This is a genomic window from Lactococcus garvieae subsp. garvieae, assembly GCF_029024465.1.
Classification (GTDB): Bacteria; Bacillota; Bacilli; order Lactobacillales; family Streptococcaceae; genus Lactococcus; species Lactococcus garvieae.
The window spans coordinates 1,786,198-1,804,062 of sequence record NZ_CP118950.1 but is presented as its reverse complement, the minus strand read 5'-3'; the positions used below and the strand labels follow the sequence as shown (position 1 = coordinate 1,804,062).

At 38.2% G+C, this 17,865-nt stretch carries 16 protein-coding genes, 2 tRNA genes and 1 pseudogene; 17 read left to right on the top strand and 2 right to left on the bottom strand.

Annotation, left to right across the window (positions count from 1 at the left end; genetic code table 11):
* The first annotated feature begins 66 nt into the window (after window positions 1–66).
* The 13 genes from PYW30_RS09060 to rpsD all read left to right on the top strand — a co-directional run bounded on the left by PYW30_RS09060 (window position 67) and on the right by rpsD (window position 11,909).
* A complete protein-coding gene (locus PYW30_RS09060; RefSeq protein ID WP_014025445.1) occupies window positions 67–1,512 on the top strand; it encodes an APC family permease in 1,446 nt (481 codons plus the stop codon).
* Between the two features lie 192 nt (window positions 1,513–1,704).
* Window positions 1,705–2,304: an anaerobic ribonucleoside-triphosphate reductase activating protein gene (nrdG, locus tag PYW30_RS09055; RefSeq protein WP_003133207.1), complete on the top strand. Its 600-nt coding sequence runs from the start codon at window positions 1,705–1,707 to the stop codon at window positions 2,302–2,304.
* On the top strand, window positions 2,301–2,795 hold the full coding sequence (locus PYW30_RS09050; RefSeq protein ID WP_042218500.1) for a DUF2325 domain-containing protein: 495 nt from the start codon (window positions 2,301–2,303) through the stop codon (window positions 2,793–2,795). The genes nrdG and PYW30_RS09050 overlap by 4 nt, the downstream gene beginning before the upstream one ends.
* Window positions 2,796–2,861: 66 nt before the next feature.
* Window positions 2,862–3,695, top strand: coding sequence for an energy-coupling factor ABC transporter ATP-binding protein (locus tag PYW30_RS09045; protein WP_003133209.1), 834 nt, complete (start codon window positions 2,862–2,864; stop codon window positions 3,693–3,695).
* Window positions 3,692–4,537, top strand: a complete 846-nt coding sequence (locus PYW30_RS09040) for an energy-coupling factor ABC transporter ATP-binding protein (RefSeq protein WP_042218498.1) — start codon at window positions 3,692–3,694, stop codon at window positions 4,535–4,537. Before PYW30_RS09045 ends, PYW30_RS09040 begins: the two co-directional genes overlap by 4 nt.
* A gap of 1 nt (window position 4,538) precedes the next feature.
* A complete protein-coding gene (locus PYW30_RS09035) occupies window positions 4,539–5,342 on the top strand; it encodes an energy-coupling factor transporter transmembrane component T family protein (protein WP_042218496.1) in 804 nt (267 codons plus the stop codon).
* Between the two features lie 119 nt (window positions 5,343–5,461).
* Window positions 5,462–5,535: transfer RNA gene (locus PYW30_RS09030), tRNA-Arg, on the top strand.
* Window positions 5,536–5,728: 193 nt separating this feature from the next.
* A tRNA-Pro gene (locus tag PYW30_RS09025) sits at window positions 5,729–5,802 on the top strand.
* A 404-nt stretch (window positions 5,803–6,206) separates the two neighbouring features.
* Window positions 6,207–8,243, top strand: coding sequence for a DUF1430 domain-containing protein (locus PYW30_RS09020; RefSeq protein WP_042218494.1), 2,037 nt, complete (start codon window positions 6,207–6,209; stop codon window positions 8,241–8,243).
* Between the two features lie 19 nt (window positions 8,244–8,262).
* Complete coding sequence (locus PYW30_RS09015; RefSeq protein ID WP_042218491.1) at window positions 8,263–8,907, top strand: putative bacteriocin export ABC transporter; 645 nt, start codon at window positions 8,263–8,265, stop codon at window positions 8,905–8,907.
* 114 nt (window positions 8,908–9,021) lie between these two features.
* On the top strand, window positions 9,022–9,471 hold the full coding sequence (locus PYW30_RS09010; protein ID WP_042218489.1) for a hypothetical protein: 450 nt from the start codon (window positions 9,022–9,024) through the stop codon (window positions 9,469–9,471).
* 268 nt (window positions 9,472–9,739) lie between these two features.
* Window positions 9,740–11,095 (top strand): APC family permease, encoded by a 1,356-nt coding sequence (locus PYW30_RS09005; protein ID WP_042218486.1) that lies wholly within the window; start codon window positions 9,740–9,742, stop codon window positions 11,093–11,095.
* A gap of 202 nt (window positions 11,096–11,297) precedes the next feature.
* A complete protein-coding gene (rpsD, locus tag PYW30_RS09000; RefSeq protein ID WP_003133217.1) occupies window positions 11,298–11,909 on the top strand; it encodes a 30S ribosomal protein S4 in 612 nt (203 codons plus the stop codon).
* A gap of 115 nt (window positions 11,910–12,024) precedes the next feature.
* On the opposite strand, the gene PYW30_RS08995 is transcribed toward rpsD, so the two are convergent.
* Window positions 12,025–12,636, bottom strand: coding sequence for a nitroreductase family protein (locus PYW30_RS08995; RefSeq protein ID WP_042218484.1), 612 nt, complete (start codon window positions 12,634–12,636; stop codon window positions 12,025–12,027).
* Window positions 12,637–12,732: 96 nt separating this feature from the next.
* Between PYW30_RS08995 and PYW30_RS08990 the strand changes: the two genes are divergently transcribed.
* The 4 genes and pseudogenes from PYW30_RS08990 (at window position 12,733) to add (ending at window position 17,357) form a co-directional block, all read left to right on the top strand.
* Entirely contained in the window at window positions 12,733–14,865 is a 2,133-nt protein-coding gene (locus PYW30_RS08990) for a Tex family protein (protein WP_042218482.1), read from the top strand.
* The gene (locus tag PYW30_RS08985) at window positions 14,846–15,280 is read left to right on the top strand and encodes a SprT family protein (RefSeq protein ID WP_042218480.1); all 435 of its coding nucleotides are present in this window, start codon (window positions 14,846–14,848) and stop codon (window positions 15,278–15,280) included. Before PYW30_RS08990 ends, PYW30_RS08985 begins: the two co-directional genes overlap by 20 nt.
* A gap of 65 nt (window positions 15,281–15,345) precedes the next feature.
* Window positions 15,346–16,147 (top strand): annotated as a pseudogene (locus PYW30_RS08980) (DUF6273 domain-containing protein).
* A 175-nt stretch (window positions 16,148–16,322) separates the two neighbouring features.
* Complete coding sequence (gene add / locus PYW30_RS08975) at window positions 16,323–17,357, top strand: adenosine deaminase (protein ID WP_042218478.1); 1,035 nt, start codon at window positions 16,323–16,325, stop codon at window positions 17,355–17,357.
* A 13-nt stretch (window positions 17,358–17,370) separates the two neighbouring features.
* Here the strand turns inward: add and PYW30_RS08970 are convergent, their stop codons facing one another.
* Window positions 17,371–17,832 carry a VanZ family protein gene (locus tag PYW30_RS08970; RefSeq protein WP_014025425.1) on the bottom strand — a complete coding sequence of 154 codons (462 nt, stop codon included), beginning with the start codon at window positions 17,830–17,832 and terminating at the stop codon, window positions 17,371–17,373.
* Window positions 17,833–17,865: the final 33 nt, after the last annotated feature.

Sequence of the window (17,865 nt, the reverse complement as noted above, 5' to 3'; positions counted from 1 at the left end):
TTGTAAAAGGCGCGTAAAAAATTACTTTGTCTTGTCCGCAGAGTGATAAAAAATTTAAGGAGTAATATGGACACTAAAAAAATTAGATGGTTTACCGTCGCATTTATCGCCTTCAACATGGTTTGGGGCATGGGAAATGTGGTCAATAACTTCGCCCAGCAAGGGATCACAGTTGTTACCTCATGGATTTTGATTTTGGCGCTTTACTTTGTACCTTACGCACTTATTGTTGGGCAGTTAGGTTCAACTTTTAAAGACAGTAAAGGGGGCGTAAGTTCGTGGGTTGAACAAACTTCAACCAAACGTCTTGCCTACTATGCAGCCTGGACATATTGGGTGGTGCATATCCCTTACCTGGCCCAAAAACCTCAAGCTATTTTAATTGCCTTTGGTTGGATTGGCCGTGGAGATGGACAGCTTGTCAGTTTGATGTCTGTTCCGATGGTTGCCATCATTTCATTGATTATTTTCCTTCTCTTCCTCTGGCTGGCAACAAAAGGCTTAAACACGCTTAAAGTTATTGGGGGACTCGCAGGAACAGCAATGTTTGTTATGAGCTTGCTCTTTATCGTTATGGCTGTCAGCGTTCCTTTTATTGCAAAAGATTTTGCAATCGCAACGCCAGATATGGGAAATATCAACACATATATCCCTAAATTTGACTTCAGTTACTTCACAACAATCTCTATGCTGGTCTTTGCGGTTGGTGGTGCAGAAAAAATTTCACCTTATGTCAACCAAATGAAGAATCCTGCACGTGAGTTTCCAAAAGCAATGTTTATGCTTGCTGCTATGGTCGGTGTCTGTGCCGTTCTTGGCTCCGTTGCGATGGGGATGCTCTTTACAAGTGGTAACCTGCCTGATGACCTCATGGCTAATGGTGCTTATGCCGCTTTTCAAATGCTTGGCGAACACTATGGCATTGGCAAGAGCCTGATGTATGTTTATGCCTTTACACAAGGTATCGGTCAAATTGCTGCGCTTGCCTTTTCAATTGATGCGCCATTGCGTATCTTGCTTGCGGATGCAGATCCACAATTTGTTCCAGCTTGGCTACGTAAAACAACTGCCAAAGGAACATTGATCAATGGTTTTGTATTGACAGGAATTTTGGTAAGTATCGTTATTTTGATGCCTTTACTTGGAATAGGAAACATGAACGAATTGGTCAAATGGCTGACAAACTTAAACTCAGTCGTAATGCCAATGCGCTATATGTGGGTATTCTTTGCCTTCATCATGCTTAATCGTGCGATTAAACACTTTACTTCTGAGTACAAATTTATCAAGCAAAAACGCTTAGCGATGTTTGCAGGTATCTGGTGTTTCTTGTTCACTTTAGTAGCATGTGTGCTTGGTATGGTACCGAAAGTTGATTTTGCTGCTGATCCTTCTGCTTGGTGGTTCCAATTGACTTCGAACATCTTGACACCTGTTGTCTTGATTCTTTTAGGAATGCTCCTTCCATTTATTGCGCGTCGTGAGCAAAAAAAATCAAATGATTTAGTCTAAAAAGTAGTATAATAGAATGAGTAGTTTCGGAAGAAATTGCTCATTTTTTTGATACATGCCCCTCATTTTTTCTAAAGGAATTAATGAAGGTCGACAAGCTTTATCAGGCTTGCCTGTAAGTTATCCTCCTCATTGTGATTAAGAGGAAGAACTGTGAAATTTTAGATAAAATAGAGATAGGAGTAATGACAGATGAATAATCCCAAACCACAAGAGTGGCTTGCTTCGGATTTGGAACAGGGCTATGTTTCAGATTATAAGCCTTTCAATTTTGTTGATGGTGAAGGTGTGCGTTGCTCGCTTTACTTATCCGGCTGTAAATTCCACTGTGAAGGGTGCTACAACCAAGCAACCTGGAATTTCCGTTACGGTAGTCCATATACAAAAGAATTAGAAGAAAGAATCATGTCAGACTTGAGCCAGTCTTATGTTCAAGGCTTGACATTACTTGGTGGCGAGCCTTTCCTCAATACTGGCGTGGCTTTGCCGCTCGTCAAACGTATACGTGCAGAACTTCCTGAAAAGGACATTTGGTCTTGGACGGGCTATACTTGGGAAGAGCTTCTACAAGAGGATGAAACTAAACTTGAGCTGTTGCGAAATATTGATATACTTGTTGACGGTCGCTTTAAACTTAGTAAGAAAAATTTATTGCTCCAATTTAGAGGGTCTTCAAATCAACGAATTATTGATGTGAAAAAATCCCTTGCTGAACATCGCGTAGTTATCTGGGAAAAACTCAATGACGGTAAAGCAGCTGTAGAACAAATTCATAAGGAAAAGCTAATATGAAAACAGTGTTAGTAATTTGTGAGTCAGGCTATTGGCATGATTTACGTGAAGGACTTGCAGCTGTAGAAGTTGGCTTTCTTGGTTTTGATAAGAAAAAGCCTAAGCGTTCTGAAATCGACCAATTAGTGGCGCAAGCTGACTTTGTCATGATTCGGAACCTCAATGTCGCTCATGCTTCAGTACGATTTGCAAAAGAAGCAGCAAAAGCGAGTGACACCCCTTTCTGGATAGGCAGTAATTTCGGTGTAGAAAAGACTATTGAAAAGCTTAAGCTTGCCTTTCCGGAAATGAAGTTGTCCCAAAAAGCAATGAAGCCCAAAGTCCCAAAGAAAAAAAGTACACAACAAAAGTTGGCTAGCCCTACTACGCATGCCCCTGAAGAAAAGTACCAGCTCCCCAAGAAAGCAAAAAATCTTGCCTTAAAATCGGCCCTGAAGGATGTTAAAATTTCTGAAGAGGAAATTGATTTTGCAAAAATGTTTAAGCCCTGACATTAGGGCTTTTTTTGTAAAAATGAGAGATAGCGAAAATGCAAGTCATTTGGTATAATTAGTTTTATGAATAAAATCCTCGAAGTAGAAAACCTAACTTTCAAATATGAAGAAGATCAAGAAGCGCCCACTTTAGATGGGGTATCTTTTGCTGTCCAAGCAGGAGAGTGGGTTTCTATCATTGGTCAAAATGGTTCAGGGAAGTCAACCACAGCTCGCGCTATTGATGGTTTACTTGAAAATGTATCAGGAAATATAAAAATTGACGGACAAATTTTAAGTTCGGAGAACGTGTGGACGCTTCGTCAAAAAATAGGAATGGTTTTCCAAAATCCTGACAATCAATTTGTTGGAGCAACTGTTGAGGACGACGTGGCATTTGGAATGGAAAATCAGGGCATTCCCCGTGAGGAGATGATTTTGCGTGTAGATCAGGCTTTGAAACAAGTCAATATGCTTGAGTTTAAAGGCAAGGAACCTGCACGATTATCTGGTGGACAAAAACAGCGTGTTGCTATTGCAGGTATTATCGCATTGCGTCCAGAAATTATTATCCTTGATGAGGCAACTTCCATGCTTGATCCGACAGGACGTGCTGAAATCATGCGCGTTATCCGTGAAATTAAGGCAGAATATAATCTGACAGTGCTCTCGATTACCCATGACCTTGATGAAGCTACCCTTTCGGATCGTGTATTGGTCATGCGTGCAGGTAAAATTATCAAATCCGCCAAACCAGAGGAACTTTTTGCCTCTGGTGAGGATATGATTAATATTGGTTTAGACATGCCTTTCACATCGAACTTAGCCGAGGATTTACGTGCGGACTTTAACTTGCCAGAAAAATATTTAAATGAAGAAGAACTGGCAGAACTCTTAGCAGAAAGACTGAGAAAATGATTAAATTTGATAAGGTAAATTTCACTTACCAACCGAATACTCCCTTTGCGAGTCGAGCGCTCTTTGACATCAATTTAGAGGTGGCAGAAGGAAGTTATACTGCCCTTATTGGTCATACAGGTTCAGGGAAATCAACACTATTACAACATCTTAATGGCCTGCTGCAACCCACAGAAGGTAAGGTCAATATTGACGATATTGTTATTCAGGCCAGCAGTAAGCAAAAAGAAATTAAGCCAGCACGTAAAAAAGTGGGGGTTGTTTTCCAGTTTCCGGAAAGTCAGCTTTTTGAAGAAACCGTTTTGAAGGACGTTGCTTTTGGTCCACAAAACTTTGGTGTCTCGCAAGAAGAGGCGCTTAAAATTGCAAGGGAAAAACTCGAGCTTGTGGGTTTAGCAGAAAAAAACTTTGAAAAGTCACCTTTTGAATTATCAGGTGGACAAATGCGCCGTGTTGCCATTGCGGGGATTTTAGCAATGGAACCTAAAGTTTTAGTTCTTGATGAACCCACAGCTGGATTGGATCCCAAAGCCCGCATCGAGATGATGGAGCTCTTTAGTCATCTGCATCAAGAAGGACAGACAGTTGTTTTGGTCACACATAATATGGATGATGTGGCCGAATATGCAGACAAGGTGTACCTCTTAGAAAAAGGACGTGTTATTTCATCAGGTACCCCTCAGGACGTTTTTCAAAATGTTGAGTTTTTGATGCAGCATGAGCTTGGAGTACCTAAAACAACGGAATTTGCCGTCAAGTTAGGGCAACGAGGTGTGCTCTTTGACCGCTTGCCTATCAAACGTCAAGAGTTGATTCAAATGCTGAAGGAGGCGAAAAAGTAGAATGCAAAATATGCTCATGGGACGTTATATCCCCGGAAATTCGCTGATTCATCGTCTAGACCCTCGCAGCAAACTTTTAGTCATGTTTATTTTTGTTATCGTGATTTTCTTTGCACATGACTGGTTAGGCTATCTACTCTTAATTCTTTATACTTTTGCCGGCGTACTTTTATCAGGCATTTCTATTTCTTATTTCCTTAAAGGTCTAAGACCGATGATTGGTTTGATATTATTTACAGTCATTTTTCAGATGCTTTTTACACCTGGAGAACATATTATTTTTCAATTTTGGATCTTGAAGATATCAACAGAGAGCTTGATAAACGCACTCTATATTTTCTTCCGATTTGTGTTAATTATCTTTATGTCGACAGTGCTCACATTGACCACACCGCCGTTAACTTTGGCAGATGGTATTGAAACTGGCTTGGCGCCTTTGAAGAAAATCAAGGTACCTGTACATGAATTAGGACTTATGCTTTCAATTTCACTGCGCTTCATTCCAACCTTGATGGACGATACAACCATGATTATGAATGCACAAAAGGCACGAGGAATGGATTTTGGTGAAGGAAATCTCTTGCAAAAAGTCCGCTCGATTATTCCGATATTGATTCCGCTCTTTGTTTCGAGCTTCCGTCGTGCAGAAGATCTAGCAGTTGCCATGGAGTCAAGAGGTTATCAAGGAGGCGATGGACGCAGTAAATATCGTCAGCTCAAATGGTCAAAAAATGATTTTATTTTATTACTGAGTATTTTTATATTGGCTGCTCTTTTACTGTCGTGGAATGCCTTTAGTCGTTAATTCTTGTCCTTATTTTTAGAATGAAAAAACTGAATAATTTCGGTTTTTTTTGTTTAATTATGAGTTTATTCTTGCATTCGCAAAGTTGATTTGCTATAATAATCAAGTAGTTAAAAAACGCACCCGTGGCTCAACTGGATAGAGTACCTGACTACGAATCAGGCGGTTGCAGGTTCGAATCCTGCCGGGTGCATAATAATTAATTCGGGCTTGCCCGTTTTATTATTGTAAAAAATCTTTATACCTCCGGGAAGTAGCTCAGCTTGGTAGAGCTCAAAGCATTGCTTTGAGGTTGCGGATAGAAATTTGCTTGGCAAATTTACTCTGCAAGTACTCTTGCTAAAAGTCAAGACTAGTTCTCAGTGTTATAAAAATTTTCATACCTCCGGGAAGTAGCTCAGCTTGGTAGAGTACTTGGTTTGGGACCAAGGTGTCGCAGGTTCGAATCCTGTCTTCCCGATTACCGACTAACCCTAACTCATCTTTCGTAGATGAGTTTTTTTGTTGGAAATGAAAACTGAGCCTGTATTGCGGTTGGAGTCCGTGAGTTAAAAAATAGATTCTTTGGAGTCTATTTTTTGTTTTGCTTTGAATTTGGCATTAATATTGTCACTCTAGTCTCAGGAAGTACTATATAGGTCAAAGTAAATAGGAGAGTTCAAGGAAGCGTTGCGATTCTAGAAGTAGCAGTTAAAAAGTTTTTTTGATTTTTTTGTTATATCTCATATTTTTTTACGGATAATAGTGTGCCATGAATAAAAATTATTGTGAATAGGAGGAATTGAAGTCCAAATTGCAGAACAGATCAAAAAACAGTAGAAAACAGAACTTGAGAATAAAAATACTAACTGAAATGAGGCTTGTTTGAAAAAAAGAATTTTAAAATTTAATCTTGCTATTCTTCTACTCAGCATTTTATTTGGAATGTTTATTTTTCAGGTAGAGCAATATTCAAGAGATAAAGTGACAGACTTTTTTAGATATACGGATAGTTATTCTCCTGTAAAAAAAACTAAAAAAATAACAAATAAAAAAGAGAATGACAGCGCGATTGATATTATAGAAAACATTTCAAAACAGGAGGGATTATTTACACTCTATAAAGTTGTAGACCAAGGGTACTTTATTGAAGAAGGCATTAATTTTAAGTTTCTACCGAAAGAAGAGATAACTTTGTATACGCCTAATACGCATCAAAAGAGCGCGTACACTCCTCCATTGAGTAAATCAGTCTTAACTATAGACAGTGTAGATAATTTAAAAAATAAAAATGAATTTGAGTGGCAAGTTTTTATAAAAACAGAGGATAAAAACAAATATAAAGATACGGTAGAACAGATTAAAAATGCTTATAACAAAGCTTTTGATGAGAACTATACTTACAAAGATTTTGCAGATTTTGAAAAAAGTGAAAGTTATGAATTATCATCGGGTAGGGATATTTACAATATTTCAAGTTATTTAAAGATTGGCATAGCCTTTTTTACGGTGATGTTGAGTTTTTGGATTTTTTCGGTTCATAAAAAAATTCATATTTTACGACAAAATGGCTATTCTATCGTAGCGAGTATAAATAACTTCATCGGCAAGGGGTATGCAACTTGTATTTTGGCAACGATTGCTTTACTTACGTATTTATTAGGGACCATTTCACGCAGCTATTGTGTCAATTTTATGATCAATATTGGATTACTCCTCTCCTTGAGTTATGTTTGGTTGATGATGATGGTTTATGTTGTGGAGAGGTTAAATCGGAGAAAAAAAGAGAGTAAAAATAAAGCAGAAAAGTTATTTATCCATTTATTACCCACAGCAATAAAACTTATTTTTCTGATGATGTTAGTCGTAACTCACCTAGATTTAGCAAGGATTATGTATGAAGCATCTAATATCACGTGGAATAGTGAGGTGCCTAAAAAAATAAGTGAAGATAACTATCATGTTTTTTACCCCGTTGTTGTGGGAAAAAATCAACTTGAATTTGACCATGACAAGGATTTTAGAGCAGAAGAAGAGGAGGAAATTTATCGCTATTTAAACCAAAACGGGAGCCTGCTCGTAAATATAGAACATTATAATACAAAAGAGAACGAAGTATTTGGGCGAACGATACAACTCAACCCTAACTATTTAAAAAAATTCGAGATTTTCGATGAAAATAACCAGAGAGTTTTTATAGAAGAAAGTGAAGAAAAAAGGATATTACTCATTCCCGAAAGATTCAAGGGGAGTGAAGACTTAACGAAGATAGAAAAATACTATTTTAAAGAATTGCTCCAATTTGAGGAAAAGTTAACTGAGATTATCTATATCAAAGATAAACAACCTGTCTATAGTTTTGTTCCCAATAAGCTATGGATTGATGACTATCCTATTTTAGATATTTTAACACTCAAAAACAGCGACAGTTGGGAAAGGAATATTTTTAATGGTGATAGGTATCCACCAATCAAAATAAAAACAGCTGGGCAGTCAAGTGAAAAACTTAACGATCTTTTAGAGAAAAACAAGCTAAAGGATAATTTACCTTCTTTTGTTCCCTATGAAAAAGCAGATATCACGCTAATAAAAAGACTGTCCGTTTCATTAGGTTATTTATTAACCAGCTCCTTATTGACTGTTTTTGTCTTTTCCATTGTTTGTTTACTTACCACTGCCTATTTCTTCCAGTATAATAAGAAAAAATTTTATTTATTAAGGCTAAACGGTTATTCATTTTTTGAAACTTATGCATCAGTCTTTTTATTGTTGATAGTTGAATTAATGATCGGTTTATCTATAGCTATACTCTTGTCTGAAGTCAGCAAAGAATTTGTTATTAATATCTTTCTGGCCATGGTACTCAATGTCATTATAGTCAGTATGACTTTGTTTAGAGTTGAAAAAAGAAAGTCTAATTAAATCTTTAAAGGGGAAAGTGATGAATAAAAACGAAATAGTCTCTCTATCTAATATCCAAAAAAAAATACAGGATAAACCCATTTTTTCAATCCATGCGTTTACTGTAAGTAAGGGTGATTTTGTTACGATCAAAGGTGTGAGCGGCTCTGGAAAGTCGACGCTGTTAAACATACTGGGGATGAACGATACGGTAAGTTCAGGAGAATATTTATTTGAGGGTGTTGAAACGGCAGAGCTGAAAGCAAAAGAAAAGCTAAAAATAAAGAGAAATAAAATATCTTTTTTATTTCAAGATTTCGGCCTGGTTGAAGAAGAAACAATTAATTATAATTTAGAAATAGGCTTAAAATATAGCAAATTAAGTAGGAAAGAGAAAGTAAAACAAAAAAAGGAGGCACTGAATGCGGTCAATTTAAATAAAAAACTATCGACAACCATTAGCAGTTTATCTGGAGGTGAAAAACAGCGCGTTGCGCTTGCGCGAATTATTTTAAAACCCTCCATACTTATTTTAGCAGATGAACCCACAGGTTCTTTAGACTCACTCAACAGAGATATCGTTACGGATATTTTATTTCAACAATCAATAGATGGGAAAGCAGTAATCATTGTCACCCATGATGAGGAACTTGCAAAGAAAGGAAATAAAAGCATAGAGCTTTAAATTTCCACTGCCCTTTTTTAAAATTAGCCTTACACAAGATCACGAACAATCCAACACTGTAAAATTATCGAAGACCTAGCAACATTGTATATAAAAAATTTTGGGGAGGTAAAGATGAAAAAAACGATATATTTAGCAACATTAGTCCTTTCTTTTGGACTGTTTGGAAGTTTTCTCGGTGGTTCAGTTGCTTTTGCGGACAAACAAGAACCCTATGGGGATATCACACATACATCAGATTCTGAGGGATATATCCATTTTGACCCTGAAGGTAATATTGTAGAAAGTAACTTAGATTCTAACACCAATAAAAAAGCAAGACCAGCTATTAATCATGCTTCAGGAAGATGGGTATATTTCTCTGAACTTTATGATTGGGGAAGAATGAAAAGAGGACATTCTAACCATTACAGCTCTAGATATCAAAGACATGGTGCTAAAGCTAAAGTAGGTACGAGAATCCAAGTAGCAAATGCTGGATTTAAACAATGGGCACTTGCAACTACTTATGGAAGAACTTTTGATACTTTTTCTTGTTGGTATAATCCGACAAACTGGTATTAATTTTTAGGGGTATTGTTCATGATCTTGTGTAAGGTTGGTTTGAAAAAATAGCAGTGGATAAAAAGCTCTTGTCTTCGGACAGCCTTTTAGTTGCGCTTGGTGAGAAGTTTTTTTAGATGAATTTTTACTCTTTAATTCATCTAAAAATTTACATTTACTTAACAAGCTCGTGAAGTCCCATAAATGGTTTGGTGTGTAGAAGTACTTAACGTATAATAGTGCATAACACTAAAAAATTAGTGAATATATTACTTAAGGAAGATCTTATATGGAAAAAGACTTGAAAAATGATATCGGTTTTTTCGGAGCCTTATCTATTGTTGTAGGAACGGTTATTGGAGCTGGAGTATTCTTCAAAATTGCTGCAATGGTCGCAGTAACCCAATCCGCTTCACTAACCTTGCTTGCTTGGGCAGTAGGGGGGATTTTAACGATTTGTGCGGGACTCAGCGTTGCTGAACTAGCTGCTGCCATTCCGGAAACAGGTGGTGCTGTAAAATATTTAGAGCGCAGTTATGGAAAATTAGTGGGCTTTCTTTTTGGCTGGGTACAAGTATTAATTTATAATCCTGGAAATATGGCAGCCCTAGGAATAATCTTTGCCACACAAGTCCTGAATTTGCTTGGCCTGCCTCAAGGCTTATTATTACCTATCGCTATTGCCTCTATTTTAACTATCATGTCTATTAATCTACTGGGCTCACGTTTTACTTCACGTTTTCAGCAAGTCACTTCGATTTTGAAATTAATCCCAATTTTTTTGATTATTATTTTTGGTTTATCAACCCATTCGCAAGTGGATGTGCAGTTGTTTCCGATTCAGGCGGGACAAAATATCGGCTTCTTTGCCGGACTCGGTGGCGCCTTAGTCGCGAGTTTGTTTGCCTTTGATGGCTGGATGAATGTAGGGAATATCGCCGGTGAGATGAAAAATCCGCAAAAACATCTGTCGAAAGTTATCACCATTGGTTTATTGGTTATTTCATTTATTTATATTGCGATTAGCTTAGGGTTTTTGAAAGTTCTGCCTCTGGAGCAGATTGCAGGAAATGCGAATACCGCTTCAGATGCTGCACAAAAATTATTTGGTGTAAATGGTGGTAAGTTAGTGACGATTGGAATTTTAGTTTCTGTTTATGGCACGCTCAATGGCTACACAATGACAGCAATTCGTGTACCCTATGCTCTAGCTTTGGAAAACTCACTTCCTTTCTCGAAACACTTAAGTAAACTCAATAAAAATGCTATTCCCTTTGTTTCAACAGCCTTGGTGGGGAGTTTGGCTTGTATCTTTATGGCAGCAGGATCCTTTGATATTCTGACAAATCTTGTTATCTTTGTGATGTGGCTTTTCTCCTTCTTGTTAATTCTTGCAGTATTTATCCTCCGCAAAAAGGAGCCAAATTTGCACCGCCCATACAAAGTGGTTCTTTACCCCGTCCTTCCTATCGTTGGAATGTTGGGTGCCTTGTTTATCATGTGGACGACTATTACACAGCAGCCTGTCCTTGCGATGATTGGGATAGCGATCACACTTGCGGGTATTCCTGTATTTTATTATCAAACGAAAATGAAGCGAAGTAGCAATAGTGTTGCAGCAGTTGTTAAAGTGAAAACTAAATAAGAAGATTACGGTAAGTGATGCACTTATCATGTTGACAGTTTTTAATAATTTTGCTAAAATAGTAAAGTTGAATATAGCAGTCAGCTAGAAAACTCGTCAACATTTCACTTGTTACGAAGTAACCGAAGCTGTAAGGCGAAAGTGAAATGCACGAATTCGAGGCTGTCAATATTCTTCAAAAAAATTTGAAGGAGACATTTACATGTCACGTTATACTGGTCCATCATGGAAACAATCACGCCGTCTCGGCATCTCACTTACAGGTTCTGGTAAAGAACTTGCACGTCGTAACTACGTACCTGGTCAACACGGCCCTAACAACCGTTCAAAACTTTCTGAATACGGTTTGCAATTGGCTGAAAAACAAAAACTCCGTTTCACTTACGGTGTTTCTGAACGTCAATTCCGTAACTTGTTTGTAGCAGCTACACGTGTTAAAGAAGGAACTCTTGGTTTCAACTTCATGACTTTGCTTGAACAACGTTTGGATAACGTTGTATTCCGTCTTGGTCTTGCAACTACTCGTCGTCAAGCACGTCAATTCGTAAACCACGGTCACATCCTCGTTGACGGCAAACGCGTTGATATCCCATCATACCGCGTAGCACCTGGTCAAGTTATCTCAGTTCGTGAAAAATCTATGAAAGTTCCTGCAATCCTTGAAGCTGTTGAAGCAACTAAAGGACGTCCAAACTTCGTATCATTCGATGCTGATAAACTTGAAGGTTCACTCGTTCGTCTTCCAGAACGTGATGAAATCAACACAGAAATCAACGAAGCACTTATCGTCGAATTCTACAACAAAATGATGTAATCTCGTTTCACACGAGTTATAACTCTAAGCCATGTTTGGCTTAGAGTTTTTTTTACAAAACGCTCAAAAATGTTAAACTCAAAATAAAAAAATCTGCAGTAACGCAGACTTTTTATTACCGAATCTCCATAATATCCTCAAGCCCCAAGCGGAAACTTGGGTTGCCTGTTTCCTCAGAAGTTCCAAAAGGAATGATGAGTTCTGGGCGATATTTTTTATCGACCTTGAGAATCTCATTAATTTTTTCTGTGCGTTTATAGCCAAGGACAACATTTGCTTTATAACCTTTATCATATATAGCATAGAGCAAGTTCATTGTGACCAGACCAGTTGTAATGGACATATAGGTATTGAGGTATTCAGCATCAAAACCATTGACATAAGCTTGATAGCGTTGAGTAAAACGTTCCATGTCCAGACTTGACAGTTCTTTACTTCCGCGCTCGCTAATAAGTCTAAGACGCTCAGCATATTGGCTGTCCGCAAAAATCATCAACAATCCACCCGCCGTTTCAATCTGTTCGTGGTTTGAAGGATTTACTTCTTTTAAAAGTGCAGCTTTGGCTTCAGCTGAATCAATAACGACAAAGTGCCAACTTTGAATGTTGATACCTGAAGGGGCTAGACGGGCAGTTTTAATAATATCTTTTATTTCTTCAAGGGGGACTTTCTTGCTGTCAAACTTTTTGACGGCATGGCGTGATTGGGCTAATTCTAAATATTCCATTTCTTCCACTTTCTAATTTTTTACTAGAGCTATTTTAGCAAATATACATCGAAATCACATGAATTGAAAATGGGGATAATATGGTAAAATGGAAGAATGGAAAATACGCAAAAAATAGCTGAATTACTAAATATTAAAAGTTCACAAGTTCAAAAAGTGCTTGAACTGACAGTAGAAGGTAACACAGTACCTTTTATTGCCCGTTATCGAAAAGAAGTTACAGGCAGCTTAGATGAAGTTGAAATCAAAAAAATTATTGATGAAAACGACAGCCTGACAAAACTTTTGGATCGCAAAACAGCGGTTCTGTCAAAGATTGAGGAACAAGGCAAATTAACGGATCAGCTTAGAGCTCAAATAAAAGCAGCTGAGAAGTTATCTGAAGTTGAAGATCTTTATCTCCCGTATAAAGGAAAACGTCGCACAAAAGCTACAGTGGCGAAAGAAAACGGTCTTTTCCCGCTTGCACAACTCATTGTCAAAAACACAGCAAATCTTGAAGAAGAAGCAGAAAAATATACGAGTGAACCTTTTGCTACGGCAGCACAGGCGCTTCAAGGTGCCATGGATATCCTAGCAGAAGCTATCTCTGAGGATGCTAAATTGCGGAGCTGGTTGTTGAGTGAAGTGAAACAAAACAGCCTCTTAGAAAGCCGTCTGAAAGAGCAAAGCCTCGATGAGAAAAAAGTCTTCCAAATTTATTATGAATTTGCGGAGAAAGTGTCTGAACTTCCTAATCATCGTGTACTCGCCTTGAATCGTGGAGAAAAGATGGGCGTTCTTTCTGTAAAGTTTGAACATAATGAAGATAAAATTTTACGCTTTTTTGAAAATCGTTTTGCTGCACGAAACAACAAATACATGAGTTTGGCCATTAAAGAAGCAGTGAAGAAAAAGTTGCTTCCAGCAATGGAACGTGCAGTACGGGGAGAATTAACGGAAAAAGCTGAAGATGCAGCCATTGAAGTATTTGGTGAAAACTTGAAAAACTTGCTCTTGGTGGCACCGCTTAAAGGGCGTACGGTGATGGGCTTTGACCCCGCTTATCGTACAGGAGCAAAGCTTGCCATTGTGGACGCGACAGGTAAACTCTTGACGACGACAGTTATTTACCCTGTAAAACCTGCCAATGCGAGTCAAATTGCCCAAGCTAAAAAGGATTTAGCAGCGCTGATTTCTAAATATAAGGTCGATATGATAGCTATTGGTAATGGTACAGCCAGTCGTGAATCGGAAGCATTTGTGGCTGAGGTCTTAAAAGAAAACAGTCTTACTGATGTCTTTTATGTCATCGTCAGTGAATCTGGGGCTTCTGTTTATTCGGCTTCAGAGTTGGCGCGTGAAGAGTTTCCGGACCTGACGGTGGAGAAACGTTCGGCTATTTCCATTGCAAGAAGGCTGCAAGATCCTTTGGCTGAGTTAGTGAAAATAGAACCGAAAGCTATTGGTGTAGGCCAATATCAACATGATGTTGCAGAGAAGAAACTTACCGAAAACTTGGACTTTGTTGTTGAAACGGTCGTCAACCAAGTTGGTGTCAATGTAAATACAGCAAGTCCAGCGCTTCTTTCACACGTTGCTGGTTTTAACAAAACTTTAGCCAATAATGTCGTGAAGTTTCGTGAGGAAAATGGAGCACTCGCGAGCCGTGCACAATTGAAAAAAGTTCCTCGTTTAGGGGCGAAAGCTTTTGAGCAGGCAGCAGGCTTCCTTCGTATCCCTGATGCAAAGAATTTTCTTGACAATACTGGAGTTCATCCAGAGTCGTATAAAGTGGTTGAAAAATTACTCAAAACGCTTGATATAGCTGATCTTGATGCGCATTCAGCAACAATTTTGAAAAAAGTAAATATTGCCGAAATGTCAGAGAAACTTGGGGTTGGGCGCGAAACATTGACAGATATTATTGCTGATTTAACAAAACCAGGGCGTGATTTACGTGATAATTTTGATGCACCCATCTTACGTCAAGATGTTCTTTCTGCGGGCGATTTGCGTGTGGGTCAAAAACTTGAGGGCGCAGTGCGTAATGTTGTCGATTTTGGAGCTTTTGTGGATATTGGTATAAAAAATGACGGATTAATTCACGTTTCTGACTTGAGCAAAAACTTTGTGAAAAATCCTCATGAAGTTGTCGCTGTAGGACAAATCGTAACCGTTTGGGTAAAATCAATTGACCAAGAGCGCGGTAAGATTAATTTAACTTTGGTTGAACCCCGTGAACAATGAGGAATTGACGGACCATGTGCGCCGACTTTCTGTAGAGAAATTTGCGCGTCCTTTTCTGCACACTGCGCAGTGGAATAGTCGGTTACGCAGTACGGGCGGTCGCTTCTTTCCTAAGGATATGCATTTGGATTTTAACCCTAAAATGGCAAATCGAGCAGAGTTTGATGGTATTATTCTCCATGAGTTGGTTCATTATCATCTCTATGCCCAGCAAAGAGGTTATAAGCATAAGGACAGGGAGTTTAAGGTCTTACTTGCTCAAGTGGGAGGTCTGCGTTATGCTCCATCCCTAAGAGAAGCTAAGCATACTTATGTGTGTCAAAGCTGTCAACAAATTTATCAACGCCAACGTAAAATTGATATAAGAAAATATACCTGTGGCAAATGCCATGGAAAACTAAAAGAACAAGGATGATTTCTTGTTCTTTTTTTTCGTATTAGTTAGTGAAGCTTTTATCAATATTTGCTAAGGAGGTAGTAATGAAAAGGAAAAAAAGATTGGCGCTATTTATGATCTTAAGCATTACCCAATTATTTATTGCTGTGTTTATAGTTGTAAAAAGGGAGGATTTTATTTACCTCTTTCCCACAAAAGAGCCACAAACTTTAAGAGAGTTAGCCTATGATAGAGATAAACGTTTGGGCTATACCGTTCATGTCAAAGAAGACGGAAAGCTAGTACCTTATCTGGTTCTCACGAAAAATTATATTGGGCAAGGCCATGTTTCGTTATTAAGAAAATATCTTGTGGATCCGCCTATGGCTTTTCAAGTGGGGTGGAAAAGATTTTATTACGGACATAGTATACCTGATTCCTTTATGAATAAGGACTTTATCCAGCGTTTTTCTAAGGGCATACAAGAAGATATACCTTATACAGAAATTAAGATAAGGGCGTTGAAACCTAGTTTTGAAAAAAAGGCATATGGATAAGATAGAACGGAAATTTTTCTTGCTTTCAGATATTGATGTAGGAAATTATAAGCAAAAAATTCCTTTGGAAGATGAAGGAAATCTACTGTATTTCAAGAGGAAGGAGGGAGGAAATACTACTCGACTAGCTTTTTTAGAAGGTGGTTCTACTGCTTATGCTTGGTGGCTCCGTACGGCTTTTGCGACAGCTTCTGCAGTAGCAAAAACAATTGAAGATGGGATGTTTTCAGGAAATGGCGTAGTCTACCCCGCCCATATCCGCCCAGCCTTTACACTGCCACCAGAAACAGAGGTAGAAGAAAAAGAAATCAATGGCCGTAAGAAATATGTACTTAAAATAGATAAATAAAGCGGCGGAGACAAAATTAACAGTTAACGCCTTTCAATTAAATGGCAAAAAAATCACTCAAGGATGATATGCAAGAATATTCTGTACCGCAATATATTCTTAATGAAAAAATTTGCATGTCGTAAGAAAAAAGCGTAAAATAGAAAAAATATATTTTTATGGGGGCTCTAATCTAATGCTTAATTCAGAAACCATTGCTTTAATGCCGAAAGTTGAACTTCATTGTCATCTTGATGGTTCACTCAGTTTGTCTTGTATTAAGCAGTTGGCTAATAACATGGGGCACGATTTAAATATGAGTGATGATGAAATACTGAAACGTGCACAAGCGCCCGAAACGACTCAAAGTCTTTTAGAGTATCTGGAGCGCTTTGACTTTGTCTTGCCTTTACTTCAAAGCTATGTGAATCTTGAGATGGCGGCTTATGATGTGGTTCGTCAAGCTGCCGAGGATAATGTCAAATATATTGAAATTCGCTTTGCTCCGGGTCAACATTTAGAAAAAAATCTAGAACTTGAAGAAGCCGTAGAAGCTGTAATTGCTGGTGTTTCTCGTGCGGAAGAAGATTTTGACATTATTGCCAATGTTCTTATTTGTGGTTTACGTCAGTTACCGGTTGAACGTTTAGAAAAATTGGTGCCGCTTTTTGATGAAATCGATGATGAACATTTGGTTGGCTTTGATATGGCAGGTGATGAGGTGAACTATCCGCAGGTAAAATTTAAAAACTTGCTGGATAAGGTGACATGCTGTGGTGTACAAGTCACGCTGCATGCAGGCGAGTGTCCAGGGTGCGAACAAAACATCATTGATTCTGTCGAGATGGGAGCAACACGTTTGGGCCATGGCATCATGACGAAAGAGCTTCCGGACTATCAACATGTTTTGTTGGAGTTGGGGATCGTTTTGGAAATGGCACCAACCAGTAATTTTCAAACCAAAGCTATCCGTCATCTTGAAGAATATCCTTTTTTGGAATTGTATAAGAAAGGTCTTCATGTAACTGTAAATACTGACAATCGCACAGTGAGCAATACCAATTTGCAGAAGGAGTATGAGAAAATTGCAGAATGGTATGATTTTCAAGTGAGTGATTTTGAGAGAATCAATCATTATGCTATTGATGGGGCTTTTATTAGTGAAGAGGAAAAAGAGGCCCTGCATCAGCTGTTTTCCGATGAATATGCACAGATAAAAAAAACTGAGTGAACTCAGTTTTTTTTTAATGAAGCAGAAGGATGAAAGTAAAGAAGAGCAGAAAGCCACCAAAAAAGAAGCTCGTCACATCTTGTCTTCTTTCGTTTTTCTGAAAGGCATGATAAAGCAAGAGGCCCATCAAACCACCAGAAGTATTTGTGATGACGTCGGTTATATCGGTGGCTCCGATTCCGAAAATAAATTGAAGGATTTCGACAAATAGACTGATAAGGAAGATTATTCCCCATTTTCCGAGGAAGCTCCGTTCTGAAAAGCGTCCCATAAAAAAGCCAAAAGGAATGAAAATAAGGATGTTAAAAAGGATTTCTAAACGTCCACCAGAAGCATCAAATGGTGAAACGTTTAGACTACGGGAAGGGAAAAAATGCGCTGTATTTATCGTATGTGTGATGTCAAATTTAAAAAGAATCCCCCAAAATAGAAACAGAAGATAATAAGCAAAGATAATTTTGGAGAATTTATACATGAAAGCCCTCAGCTATTTAAACGTTTTTTACCC

Coding starts and splice junctions, on each gene's coding strand:
- PYW30_RS09060 (WP_014025445.1), top strand. CDS start 67: ATGGACACTAAAAAAATTAGATGGTTTACCGTCGCATTTATCGCCTTC.
- nrdG (WP_003133207.1), top strand. CDS start 1,705: ATGAATAATCCCAAACCACAAGAGTGGCTTGCTTCGGATTTGGAACAG.
- PYW30_RS09050 (WP_042218500.1), top strand. CDS start 2,301: ATGAAAACAGTGTTAGTAATTTGTGAGTCAGGCTATTGGCATGATTTA.
- PYW30_RS09045 (WP_003133209.1), top strand. CDS start 2,862: ATGAATAAAATCCTCGAAGTAGAAAACCTAACTTTCAAATATGAAGAA.
- PYW30_RS09040 (WP_042218498.1), top strand. CDS start 3,692: ATGATTAAATTTGATAAGGTAAATTTCACTTACCAACCGAATACTCCC.
- PYW30_RS09035 (WP_042218496.1), top strand. CDS start 4,539: ATGCAAAATATGCTCATGGGACGTTATATCCCCGGAAATTCGCTGATT.
- PYW30_RS09015 (WP_042218491.1), top strand. CDS start 8,263: ATGAATAAAAACGAAATAGTCTCTCTATCTAATATCCAAAAAAAAATA.
- PYW30_RS09010 (WP_042218489.1), top strand. CDS start 9,022: ATGAAAAAAACGATATATTTAGCAACATTAGTCCTTTCTTTTGGACTG.
- PYW30_RS09005 (WP_042218486.1), top strand. CDS start 9,740: ATGGAAAAAGACTTGAAAAATGATATCGGTTTTTTCGGAGCCTTATCT.
- rpsD (WP_003133217.1), top strand. CDS start 11,298: ATGTCACGTTATACTGGTCCATCATGGAAACAATCACGCCGTCTCGGC.
- PYW30_RS08995 (WP_042218484.1), bottom strand. CDS start 12,636: ATGGAATATTTAGAATTAGCCCAATCACGCCATGCCGTCAAAAAGTTT.
- PYW30_RS08990 (WP_042218482.1), top strand. CDS start 12,733: ATGGAAAATACGCAAAAAATAGCTGAATTACTAAATATTAAAAGTTCA.
- add (WP_042218478.1), top strand. CDS start 16,323: ATGCTTAATTCAGAAACCATTGCTTTAATGCCGAAAGTTGAACTTCAT.
- PYW30_RS08970 (WP_014025425.1), bottom strand. CDS start 17,832: ATGTATAAATTCTCCAAAATTATCTTTGCTTATTATCTTCTGTTTCTA.